Here is a 12,438-nt window from a genome sequence, read left to right as displayed (position 1 = left end):
CCGAGATGCCTATCAATTCGATTCGGCACTGGAACGAGGAAAGGCGACGTCATTCGCTGTCGCGATCCAAGCGAGACGTTCGCTACGCGATCTGCAAAACGTGGCCCTTATTCCGTTCCCAACCGAGAAACGTGGGAATAGGATCGCAAAGAACGCGACGCGAAACCGAAAGGAAACGCCTGTCCCTCCCTGCGACCCCCAAAGGTTAGTGGTCTCGGACCCAATTGCAAGCTTGCTTTTGATCCCCGCTCGATTTAGCATTGAGGCATTCAAATCCTCAAGGCTCACTCGGACCCATGTTCCATCGATTGCTTGATCGTCGATCCGTCTGGCCATCGCTGATCGGCATCGTTGCGTTTGGCTGGTTCGGATGTTTGAGCGTCCAGCCTTGCCCGGCGGACGTCGTCGCTTATTTGACGCCGTCTCGGGCCGCCACCGGGGAACGTTTTGAGACCGATCTGGTGTTTTCCGGTACGGCCGATGCCGTCGGCGACATAGTCGAATGGATCAATTTGGATATCGTCAAGAGTACCATCAATGCGGTCCCGCTGACCGATTACGGGCGGGTCCGATTCGATGCGACTGCCCGGTTTGCGTCCTGGTTCGACGGACGGCAATTCGGCAGCGGTTCACCGGGTTTCGAATCGCAAATTGTGTTGGAGTCCTTTCTGCCGGACCCGCCAGTTCCGTTTGAGATCACCAGCACTGACGCGTTTGAAATCGGAACGCTGACGTTTGATTACAGCGGGCTCGGCTTGCAACCCGGCGACACGATCACGTTGGACATCTTCGGCGGAAACGACGGGTCATCGACCCGGACGACATCGGTCGCGATCCGGCCTTCGGGAGCTCAACAGACGATGCTGGTCGATCCCCTGTTTTCATCGCCGCTGGGATCGGAAAGGAGTGTCTTCACGATCCCGACCGCGATCCCGGAACCCAGTGCCACACTGTTCTTGTCATTGACACTGCTGGGCGTTTGTGTGCGGCGATCTCGTCGAGGTGGCAAAATCGGTTAGAATCGAGCAGCGCGCGAGACGTGATCTTCGTCGCTGCGCTAGATGTAAACCTGTACGCAAACCTGACCAGTTGAACCCAACCGTCAAGTCTTGATTGATGTCATCGTCGACACCACCTTCGCCGTCATCCGATGCAGCCCCCGCCTGGGAATTGGCGAGGTTGTTTCCGCTTCAGGGGCAATGGACAGACGAGGACTATTTTCGACTTCCGACCGACCGCTTGGTCGAATTGTCCGAAGGATGCCTGGAGGTGTTGCCGATGCCGACATGGATGCATCAAATGATCGTGGATTTCGTCGCCGGACTGATGCGATCGGCGAGCGCTGCAGTCGGCGATGGCGCGCGCGTCCTACAGGCACCGCTGCCGGTGACGCTGTTTGCCGGGACCATTCGTGAACCCGATCTGTTGTATTTGACGCCGCCCTGCTTTCCCAGTTCACCGACGGATTATCCCAGTCGATTAGACATCGCGGTGGAGGTGGTCAGTGAAGGTGCCGAAGCGAGGCATCGTGACTATGTTGCCAAACGATCCGATTACGCTCGAGGCGGTGTCCAAGAGTACTGGATCATTGACCCCTTCGATCGCACCGTGACGGTGTTGAGACTCAACGGTGACGCCTACGACGAAGTCGGGGTCTTTCGAGCCGGTGAAACCGCGCGTGGATCGTTCCTGCCGTCGTTCGAGGTGCCCGTGAACCAGGTGATGCGGTTGGCGGACGAAGTGGTCTGACAAAGGTGGACGCGAGTGAGTGAAAAAGGGTCAGGAGCCGTTTTTACTCCGACCCTTTTTTGCTCCACCATTTGCTGATGGGTGCGGATGGGCTTTTTTCTTGCCGGCGCTCTCGGCGAACCGAGTGAATTGATTCTCTCCGGCTGAGATGTGGTAGACTGATTGGCGATGAGTCGTGCCGCTGACGCGACTTGTTCCCCGCCCACCAGCCTCCCCCCACCGCGCCAGGCACCTCTATGACTCGCTCGCGCGTCATTGTGATCTTTGCGATTGTCATCGGCAGCATGGCAGTTCACTCACAAACGCTCCAGGCCGGCGACTCGCTGCATGTCCAGGTCGATGCCCTGGTTTCGACGCATTCCGATTTCCAAAAGCCGTCCGCGATCACCGACGACGCGTCTTTTCTGCGACGAGTTTCTCTAGATCTGGCGGGCACCATTCCGACCGCCAAAGAAGTGCGTGAGTTTCTCGCGGATTCGGCACCCGACAAGCGGACAAGACTCGTCGACCGACTGCTCGGTTCGCCGCAATACGCGAGACGGATGCAATACGTGTTCGACACCATGTTGATGGAACGTCGCCCGAACAAACACGTCACCGCTGAGCAATGGCACGCGTATCTGAAGGATTCGTTTTTGCAAAACAAGTCCTGGCGACAGCTTTCTCAGGAACTGTTGTCGGCCGATGGAGCGGACGAACAATCGCGTGCCGCCGCCCGATTTCTGCTCGATCGCGAATTGAATGTCGACCAGGTAACACGCGACATCGGACGCATCTTCTTGGGCAGGGATTTGGAGTGCGCCCAATGCCATGACCATCCGGCGCTCGACGACTATCTGCAACGACATTACTACGGTCTGGCCGCGTTCATCAAGCGGAGCTATCTGGTTCAAGATCCCAAAACAAAAAAATCGTCGATCGGCGAAAAAGCAGAAGGCGATGTCGAGTTCACATCCGTGTTCACGTCGGAAACGGACCAGACGGCGCCACGAATGTTGGACGCACCTCCCATCATCGACCCGCCACCGGGCGAACAGCTTTACACGGTCAAACCCGAGAAAAATGTACGGGCGATTCCGGTCTACAGCCGACGACTCCAACTCGCCAAATCGATAACAGACGACGCCAACCGAGCGTTTCGAGAAAATATTGCAAACCGAATGTGGGCGTTGATGATGGGACGTGGGTTGGTGGATCCCGTCGACATGTGGCATGCCCAAAATCCGCCGACACATCCAAAACTGCTCAATCTGCTCGCCGATTCGCTGCTGGAACACGACTATGATCTGCGGTACTTGCTTCGCGAACTCGCTCTGACGGACACCTATCAACGGAGCAGCAGACACGACACGCCGGATCATGACCTAAGCTCCAACCGTGCAACGACCTTTTCGGTCGCGTTGCTCAAACCGCTTTCGCCGGAGCAACTGGCATTTTCAATGATGCATGCGACAGGCGTTGCCGAGCAACAGTTGGCCGTCGCGATTGCCAAGCAAGAAAAGACCAATGATCCACAGTTGGCGCTCGATCCGATCTGGCAAGAAGAAGCACTGAACAAGGCGCTGGCAAATGACACGAAGGTGTTTGTTAACCTCTTTGGTTTCGAAGGAGTTCAGAACACAGCGTTTGACGCGTCGGCAGATCAAGCTCTGTTTCTTCGCAATGGCGCGTTGGTTCAACGTTGGGTGACGCAAAAGAATGGGCTGGCGGATCGCCTGAATGCACTCGATGACAACGCGGTTGCCGAAGAGCTGTACGTGTCGGTTTTCTCGCGACTTCCCGACGCGGATGAAACCATGTTTATCGACGAGATGCTCGACGCGACCACCGACCGCAAAACGGATCTCCAGCAATTGGTATGGGCAGCGCTCGTTTCCACCGAGTTTCGATTCAACCACTAACCGTTCACGATTCGACGGAGAACATCCATGCGACGAAATCAAGACTGCAACGGCATCGATCACTTGATCGCCCGGCGAGACTTTTTGTGGGGCTCCGCCGCCGGTGCGATCGGATTGGGAGCGCTCTCCAGTCCTTTGAACGCCGCCGCTCTACAGCGACAACAAAAGCGGGTGTTGCAGATCTATCTGCAAGGCGGGGTGAGCCAGTTGGAATCCTGGGATCCCAAGCCGGGCACGCAGTACGGTGGCCCGTTCCAAGCAATCCCGACGTCGGTTCCCGGCATCCACATCTCCGAATTACTGCCGCACACGGCCAGTCGGATGCATATGCTTTCGCTGGTCCGGGGCATCAATTCGAAGATCGGCGATCACCGACAGGGCATGTTGTTCATGGAAAAGGGACGGCGCGCCGGCGACTATCCCTACCTCGGTTCGGTTGTCTCAAAATATCTGGCTCCGGCCGATGCCGAGCTACCCGGCTACATTCACATCAGCAAACGCGGCATCGTTGATTCGACGGCTGCGTTTTTGGGGGCACGGCACGCCGAACTGAAACTGTTGGGCGATCAGGCACCGGCAAACCTCGCCTCTCCCAACACGATCGACGAAACGGCTGACGAGGCTCGCCAACGGCTGCGTGTTCAATTTGACCGTCGGTTTTCCCAGCAACGCTCACGTGCGCTGACGGATGTCTACAACAGTTCGTTCGAACAAGCTGAGAAACTGATGAAACGCAAGGCGATGTTTGAGGGCGCGGTCGGCGAGCAAGACCTGGACCGTTACGGCCGCCACGATTTCGGTCGTCATTGCATCCTGGCGCGTGACTTGCTGGAGAACGGAGCGACGTGCGTTAAAGTCACGCATCATGGATACGATACGCACGCCGAGAATTTTAATTTCCACCTGGAGCAACTCGGCGAATTCGACAAAACGTTTTCGATGCTGCTCGACGATCTCCACGATCGCGGAATGCTCGACAGTACATTGGTGATCGTCTATTCCGAGATGGGCCGCACGCCGAAAATCAACACGAAATACGGTCGTGATCATTGGGGAACGGCGTGGTCCGTTGCGATGGGCGGGTGTGGCATCCAGCCCGCTGCCGTGATTGGCAAAACCAACGATGAGGGGACCGAAGTCGTCGAACGCGAAGTCGACGGCGGACATCTGTTTCATACGTATCTGTCCGCGCTCGGGCTTGATTCCACGACGGACCACGACGTTGCCGGAAAATCGATTCCGATCGGCGACCCCGCCGCCGCGCCGATTGAGGAGCTGTTGGCATGAATTCAAACGCAACCATCGATCCGGTTCAGACGCACCTTATCAGCGAATTGAAGCATTCCCGGCCACTCACCACGCTGCGCGTCGATCCGGAGTCTCGTTATGTCGCCGCGGGCGCGCAAGACCTGGATGTTCAACTCTGGGATCTTGAGGACGGCAGACTCAGAACGTTGAGTGGGCATCAAAGCTGGGTTCGATCCATCGATTTTTCAGCCGACTCGAAACAGCTCTACACGGCTTGCTGGGGCGGAGTCGTCAATATTTGGGACCTCACCCAGGACGCTGCTCCGATCATCCGCAGCATCCCCGCTCATCAGGGCGCCGCCCGCTGGGTGCGAGTCAGCCCAGACGGCACGCGTCTGGCGACGTGCGGCAACGATTTGCTCGTCAAACTGTGGAACATCGAAACCGGAGAGCAAGAGCTGGAGCTGAAAGGGCACGAGCGACACGTCTACGGTGTCGACTTTCACCCCGACGGCGGGCACTTGGTTTCCCAAGATCTGATGGGCGCCATCTTCATTTGGGATCTCAAAACGGGTGGTCAGCAACGCAAAATCGATGCCGGCATGATGACGGGCTACGACAAGAAATTTGCGGCGGACATGGGTGGCGCACGAGACATGCAATTCAATGCCTGTGGAAGCCGATGGGCCAGCGCGGGGATCACCAAGGTGGTGAACTCGTTCGCCGGGATTCAGGATCCGATCATCGTGGTCTTTGACTGGGAAACCGGTGAAGCGACGCGGCAGCTTCGAGCGGCCGAGAATTTTAAAGGAGTTGCGTGGGCGGTACGGTTTCATCCCCAGGGCTTCCTGGTCGGCGGCGGTGCGGACAAATCAGGCAAAGGCGAACTTTGGTTTTACAACGATGGCAGTGACGAGGCATTTCACACCTTCAAAATGAAAAGCGCAGCCCGCGGCGTTGATCTTGTCGGAGCCGACCGACTGGCCGTCGCCCATGCCGATGGCCATGTCCGGCTGTACCAGATGACCGCCGAAGCCACCGAGCCGGACGACATCGGGTCGATACCAGCTGTTGATCGTGACATCGCTGACTCCGACGATTTGGATTCGGGTTTGCCGGCAGAGCGAAGTGTCTTAGGCCCGGAGGGTCGGTAGAGTGTCTGCCGGCCCTTCGGGCCCAGCGACCCTCTTACCGGACACGATGAATACCGCACCTAGATTTAGCTTCAGGAAAACTCAAAGCTGACAAAGCACTACCGCTCGACCAGGTCCGCCAGCTGTTTGGCGGCGGCGGCGATGGAGTGCTTTTCGTCGACGCCGCGCCGGCCGGCTTCGGCCAACACGCGTCGTCGGTTCGGATCCGCCTTCAGCTCTTTGATCGCGGCGGATAGGGCGTCGATGCTGTCCGGGGCAACCAATACGCCGCCACCGGTGGACCGAACCAGCTCGCCGAAGGCGCCGTGGTCGGGCATCACCACCGGTGTTCCAGCCGCCAACGACTCCAACACAAACAATCCTTTCGGGTCTTCGTATTCGGTGGGCACGCTCAACAGATCGATGCTTTGCAGGAAACGCACCTTGCCGGCCAGATCGGGACTGCCGTGATAGGTGAACCGGTCGGCCAGTCCCGCATCGTGCAAACGTTTTTGGAGCGAGCGCAAGTAGGATTCGTTTCCGTTGCCCAGCCAACCGGCCGCGTGCAGTGTGATGGTCGGGTCCTCGGCGGCGATGCGTTCAAAGGCTTCGACCAAGCGATGCAATCCTTTCTCCGGTGCGATGCGGGCCAGGTATCCCAACCGAAATTCGCCCTCGGCAGAATCGTCGCGTCGTTGGCCGGCGGTAAACGGTGTCGGATCGATCGAGAGCGGCGTGACGACCAGTTTCTCGTCGGGAATCTCGAACAGCGCGGCCATTTTTTGCGCGTAAAACTGGCTGTGGACGCAAAAGTAATCCACAAACTGAACCAGGTGGGTGCAGAGTTCGATCGCCGCACTGCGGGCCGCTTGGGGGAGATGATCGAGAAAGATGTCATCGCCCTGCAGCATCACGATCAACTTGGCGTCGGGTAACCGTTCGCGCAGTTGCGGCAGTCCGCCGCCGATCAAAAGATTCGTCAGGACGACGGCATCGGGTTGAAGTTCCGTGGCGATCCAGTCGGTCAAACGTTTGAATTCTTCGGCTTGGCGGCCGTCGGCTCCTCGCAACATCGAAACAGACAGCTCGCCGAGTTTGGCCGGATCGATGCCGCCGGCACGCCGCGTCGCCCAGCGGATCAGCGTTGGAGAATCCAACAGACCGCGCACCGGGCGGGGCAGAAACCGCAACCAGGGCATCTGCTGCAACAAATAGACGTGAATGCCGCCAAGAAACACCTTCCCATCGGCAACACTTTCTTCGTCCGTGCGAATCGGCGTGTACACCGGCTGCAGAATGCACTCGACATCGATGGAGGCCAATGCCCGGGCAATCGCATTGTCGTGCATGCAACTGCCGCAAAACATTCCTGCAGCTCCAGCGGTCAAATACACAACTTTCATGGGGGGGGTACGGATTGGGGGGAAACTGTGGGAAAACGCTCGTTGTGACTATAGCGGACCGTTTCTATACTCCGCCCTGTCAGATCCACTACTGTCAGATCCGATCAACCGGCAAATCCAATCAACTGGCTACCGCGATGAAGCGGCCGCCGCGATCCGCCGGCGGCAACCGTAACCCACTCGAAACTCTGGGGGCGATGCGTCGGACCGTTTCTCAACCAAAAACGCAACTATGAGTCTTTCCAGCGACCCGGCGCCCGTCACGTCGTCTCAAATCCACCCCATTGAGCTGTCGAGTGCACCGTACTATTGGGGCATCGACATTGGCGGCACTGGGATCAAACTCGGTTTGGTCGACGAACAGGGCTACACGGTCGCTTATGAGAAAATCCCGACCCGTGAAGGCGAAGGGGCTCCGGCGGCGATGCAGCGAATCGCCGACGTGGTTTCAGAGGTCGAGAGCCGTCTGGAGGTCGTGGGACAGGTTCCACACATCGGCTTGGGCGCCCCCGGGCCGATGGACCTTGCCAACGGACTTTTGGTCGCCCCACCGCAGTTGCCTTCCTGGTGGGGATTTGCGATTGTCGATGCACTCGAGGAGTTGCTCGGACGTCCGATTTCGTTCTTGAACGACGCCAACGCGGCGGCATTCGGGGAATTTTGGATCGGGACGGGACGGGATTCGAATTCGATGATTCTATTGACCCTGGGGACGGGCGTCGGCGGAGGGATCATCGTGGATGGCGAGTTGGTCAACGGCGTGAACAGTTTCGGCAGCGAATGTGGACACATCCTGGTGGATCCTTCGCCGACGGCACGGTTGTGTGTCTGGGGCGGAGGCCGCGGCCAATTGGAGGCCTATGCCAGCGCCAGTGCCGTGGTCGACCGCACCCGCGAACGGCTGACCGCCGGTGCCGAGAGTTCGCTCAGCGGCCTGCTGGGGGGCAGCAATACCGAATTGACGGCCAAAAAGGTCTACGAGGCCGCCGACGAAGGAGACGCCGTGGCACTTGAAATCGTGGACGAAACGGCAAAATGGCTGGGGATCGGGATCACGTCGCTGGTGCATGCATTGGACCCCGGAGTGGTCACGCTGGGCGGCGCGATGAACTTTGGCGGCAGCGGATGCCCGATCGGAGAACGATTTTTGTCCGGCATTCTCCAAGAATTCAAAAGCCGGACGTTTGAAAACGTATTTGACGGCACCTCGATCGCCTTCGCGAACTTGGGTGCCGACGCGGGATACCTCGGCCTGGCCGGGTACGCGCGGAAACAAGCAATGAAACAATCATGACCAAACAGATTCGAAATTTCTGCATCATCGCCCACATCGATCACGGCAAGAGCACGCTCGCCGACCGACTGCTCGAGGAGACGGGGACGGTCAGCACGCGGCAGATGAAAGAGCAACTGCTCGACGATCTGGAACTGGAACGTCAGCGCGGCATCACCATCAAAGCCCGCGCGGTCGCAATGCGCTACAAACGCGGTAACGTGGACTATGAGTTAAACCTGATCGACACGCCCGGCCACGTCGACTTTCAATACGAAGTGTCTCGATCGTTGGCCTGTTGCGAAGGCGCCTTGCTGTTGGTCGACGCCTTTCAGGGCGTCGAGGCTCAGACGGTCGCCAACGCCTACGCGGCGATGGAACATGACCTGCACATCATCCCGGTGATCAACAAAATTGATCTGACGCACGCGCGGCCGGACGAAGTCGCCGAGGAGATGATGCACTCGCTGGGAACCGACCCGGACGACTGCGTTCGGGTGAGTGCCAAGACCGGCGAAGGTGTCTCGGCGTTGGTCGATGCGATCGTCGATCGGATTCCCGCCCCGACCGGTGACCCGCAGGCAACGCTGCAAGCGATGGTCTTTGATTCCAACTACGACGACTACCGCGGCGCGATCACCTACGTCCGCGTGATGCAGGGAACGGTACGCAAGGGCCAGAAGATCAAATTCCTCCGCGCCGGAACGACTCATGACGTCGTCGAATTGGGCCAGTTCGCACCCCAGCGTGTCGCGTGCGACGAATTGGTGGCCGGACAAGTCGGCTATCTGATCTGCAACATCAAAAGCATCGGTGACGTGCACATCGGTGACACCGTTAGCATCGCCGGTGACAATCCCGCCCCGGCGCTGCCCGGCTACGCGCGTCCCAAACGGATGGTTTACTGCGGGCTGTTCCCCAGCGACGGACAAAACTTTAGCGACCTCCGCGACGCCTTGGAGCGGTTGGCGGTCAATGACCCCAGTTTCGAATTCGAGCCCGAGACCAGTGACGCCTTGGGGTTCGGGTTTCGCTGCGGATTCCTGGGGCTGTTGCACATGGAGATCATCCAGCAACGGCTGGAGAACGAATCGGATATCGACCTGGTGCAAACCGCACCCAACGTCACCTACGAGATCGTCAACAAGCGTGGCGAGACGAAGACCGTTCACAAACCTCAGGATGTCCCGGACCCGGGTGACATCGAAGAGTTTCGTCAACCGATCGTGCGTTGCAACATCATCGTCCCGACCGACTTCATCGGCGCGGTAATGAAACTGTGTCAGGAACGGCGCGGCATTCAGAAGTCTCAAGAATACCTGGGTGCCCAGCGGGCGATGTTGACCTACGACATCCCGTTGGCCGAAGTCGTCTATGACCTGCACGATAAAATCAAAAGCTGCACCCGCGGTTATGGCACGTTGGACTACGAGATGGTCGGATACGAAGCCGCCGATTTGTGCCGCTTGGACTTTTTGGTCAACGGCAACCGGGTCGATGCGTTGAGTATCGTTTGCAACCGGGCCGATGCCGACCGTCGCGGACGCGCGGTCGCCAAGAAGTTGAAAAGCGAAATCGACCGGCACATGTTCGAAGTCGCGGTCCAAGCCGCTGTCGGCAGTCGCGTCATCGCCCGAGAAACCGTGCCGGCGATGCGAAAGAATGTGACGGCCAAATGCTACGGCGGTGACATCACGCGGAAACGCAAGCTGTTGCAGAAACAAAAAGAAGGCAAGAAACGCATGAAGGCGGTCGGCAACGTGGAGATCAGCCAAAAAGCGTTCATGGCCGTGCTGAGCGAAGCCGAGGGCGGTTGATCCGCGGTCGCTTTTCGGCGGATCGGGTAAGAAGATTTCGGGGGTAGGAAAATTGTGAAAAACACCCTCCATTGAACGAAGCGAATCTTCCTGCCTCCAAAATTTTCCTACCTCACCATCCAGCCGCGGTGTCCAATTGCGTCGGTGGGAGCCAGTGCCCGCTTTGCCTCCGCTTCGTCTTTGACGAAACCGTTTTCGTAGACCGCAACGACCACGCCACCGATCCCCAGCAGGAAGATCTGCACCATCGGGATGATGGTCATGTTGTGGAACATGGCGTTAGGAAAGTAGCACGCCAGAATCCCGATCGTCAGCAGTCCGACGCGGCGGCGGTCCAGCGGCAAGGAACCATCGGTCGCCATCCGCCATCCATAGCCGGCCAGCGTCACGATGACCACCAGGAACAGTCCCAGTCCGATCAGTCCCGAATCGACCAGGAACGCCAGGAAGACGTTGTGGTGGCTGTAGGATCGAACGCGTTCGAGCGGCAGACCATAATCCCGAATCGTGTGGTACGCATCGTGACGCTGGAAGTACTGTCCGTATCCGTGACCGGTCAGCGGTTTGTCTTTAAACATCTCCCAAGCGACAGTGGCCAACAACGGTCGAAGCTCGATCGACTTGGCGGCATCGGCCGCGGAGAGCGCCTTGTCACGTTTGAACGCCATCAGCTGTTCTTTCAATCCCATCGTCATCGCACCGGCCAGCAACACGGTGGCGGCCAAGCCGATCACTCGCACCCAGCGGGGACTGTGGACCAAGCCGACAATGGCCACCGCGCCGGCAACCCCCAGCCAGCAACTGCGCGTCAGCGTCGCGTACCCGCCGACCAATAGGATCACGCCGATCGCGGCATAGATCGCCTTGGTCCGGCGGTCGCTGCCGACGAAGCAGGCGGCCACCGCCGCCATGGCGACGCCGATGATGAATCCATTGCCCGCCGGGTTCAACAACGGCCCACGGCCGCGGCCGAGGAACATCCAGACTTCCGGGTTGAGGATGTGTTTGGGAAACACAAACGCGTGCCACCCTTTGACTTCACAAACCGCGGTGAAGGAAAGATAGATCCCCAGTCCGATCAGCGCGTGCAACAACCACCACAAGTCGCTGCGACGGAACGGTGTCACCCGCGCGACGCAGTAGACGGTGATCGGCATGAAGATATAAAACAGCCAGCGAGCGGTCGGGTCGACCAGCGTCTCGCTCAGCTCACCACCGCGACTGCGCTGGAACAGGTAGACGACGAACACCAGCAAGCAGACGTCGACACGATTAACAGGCGACAGTTTCAGTTTGCCGAGTCGCCACTGGACGGCGGCCAAACCGATCAGGAAAGCCCACAGCATGCGGTCCAAGCTGACCTGGATCGGCCCGTCGAAAGCCAGGAAGGGGGGCCCGAAGACGGTCCCGGTCAGCAACAGCAGCGTCAACATGCCGGCCAAGCGTCCGTCTTTGACGAGCGGGACCAGCCAGACGACGACGGCGAGTGCGAACAGGAGGGCCAGTAAGTTCATCGGAAACACGAATGAAGCGGGCGTTTGTCGCTCGGCTGTGATCGCCGAGAGCTCGCTTGGGACAAACGAGCGACAACGGGGTCCCAAAACATAGGTGCCAGATGCATCTCGCCCGGCGGAAATTCGAACGCAATCCCGTGCGGCCGAGGGTGCCCCAAAGCGTTTCGCCGGCGCATCGGGAACAACCGCTACCAAGTCACCTTGGCCGGCAAGCCAGAACGCGATTCGGCCGCCAACGGTCCGGGTACCAAACCGCACGCGCCATGAGTGTTGGTGTGCAGGCTTCAGCCCAATACCGCTAAGTTAACATGAATGAGGGGGCCCGGACGCTGGCGCGAACCGGCTGATGTCAAACGAATATCAGCCGTTTGGCGCGAGCCTACGGGCCCTCATCTGAAGA

At 58.8% G+C, this 12,438-nt stretch carries 9 protein-coding genes; 7 read left to right on the top strand and 2 right to left on the bottom strand.

Annotation, left to right across the window (positions count from 1 at the left end; translation table 11 throughout):
* The first annotated feature begins 296 nt into the window (after positions 1-296).
* The 5 genes from NZK35_RS23440 (at position 297) to NZK35_RS23420 (ending at position 6,052) form a co-directional block, all read left to right on the top strand.
* The gene (locus tag NZK35_RS23440; RefSeq protein ID WP_259634954.1) at positions 297-1,019 is read left to right on the top strand and encodes a hypothetical protein; all 723 of its coding nucleotides are present in this window, start codon (positions 297-299) and stop codon (positions 1,017-1,019) included.
* 97 nt (positions 1,020-1,116) lie between these two features.
* Positions 1,117-1,749, top strand: a complete 633-nt coding sequence (locus NZK35_RS23435) for a Uma2 family endonuclease (protein ID WP_259634953.1) — start codon at positions 1,117-1,119, stop codon at positions 1,747-1,749.
* Between the two features lie 236 nt (positions 1,750-1,985).
* Positions 1,986-3,650, top strand: a complete 1,665-nt coding sequence (locus tag NZK35_RS23430) for a DUF1549 and DUF1553 domain-containing protein (RefSeq protein ID WP_259634952.1) — start codon at positions 1,986-1,988, stop codon at positions 3,648-3,650.
* Between the two features lie 27 nt (positions 3,651-3,677).
* Positions 3,678-4,937: a DUF1501 domain-containing protein gene (locus tag NZK35_RS23425; RefSeq protein ID WP_259634951.1), complete on the top strand. Its 1,260-nt coding sequence runs from the start codon at positions 3,678-3,680 to the stop codon at positions 4,935-4,937.
* Positions 4,934-6,052: a WD40 repeat domain-containing protein gene (locus NZK35_RS23420; RefSeq protein WP_259634950.1), complete on the top strand. Its 1,119-nt coding sequence runs from the start codon at positions 4,934-4,936 to the stop codon at positions 6,050-6,052. Before NZK35_RS23425 ends, NZK35_RS23420 begins: the two co-directional genes overlap by 4 nt.
* Before the next feature lie 98 nt (positions 6,053-6,150).
* On the opposite strand, the gene NZK35_RS23415 is transcribed toward NZK35_RS23420, so the two are convergent.
* Positions 6,151-7,434: a glycosyltransferase family 4 protein gene (locus tag NZK35_RS23415; RefSeq protein WP_259634949.1), complete on the bottom strand. Its 1,284-nt coding sequence runs from the start codon at positions 7,432-7,434 to the stop codon at positions 6,151-6,153.
* A gap of 232 nt (positions 7,435-7,666) precedes the next feature.
* On the opposite strand from NZK35_RS23415, the gene NZK35_RS23410 reads away from it, so the two are divergent.
* Together NZK35_RS23410 and lepA are read left to right on the top strand one after the other, a co-directional pair.
* A complete protein-coding gene (locus NZK35_RS23410) occupies positions 7,667-8,728 on the top strand; it encodes an ROK family protein (RefSeq protein ID WP_259634948.1) in 1,062 nt (353 codons plus the stop codon).
* Positions 8,725-10,524 carry a translation elongation factor 4 gene (gene lepA, locus NZK35_RS23405; protein WP_259634947.1) on the top strand — a complete coding sequence of 600 codons (1,800 nt, stop codon included), beginning with the start codon at positions 8,725-8,727 and terminating at the stop codon, positions 10,522-10,524. Before NZK35_RS23410 ends, lepA begins: the two co-directional genes overlap by 4 nt.
* Positions 10,525-10,631: 107 nt before the next feature.
* Here lepA and NZK35_RS23400 read toward each other — a convergent pair whose 3' ends face one another.
* On the bottom strand, positions 10,632-12,038 hold the full coding sequence (locus NZK35_RS23400; RefSeq protein WP_259634946.1) for an O-antigen ligase family protein: 1,407 nt from the start codon (positions 12,036-12,038) through the stop codon (positions 10,632-10,634).
* Positions 12,039-12,438 lie beyond the last annotated feature (400 nt).

This window comes from Stieleria sedimenti, from assembly GCF_025060895.1.
In the GTDB taxonomy this organism is placed as follows: Bacteria; Planctomycetota; Planctomycetia; order Pirellulales; family Pirellulaceae; genus Stieleria; species Stieleria sedimenti.
Note: the sequence above shows the minus strand (reverse complement) of the source record. Positions and strands in the feature narration are given on the sequence as shown.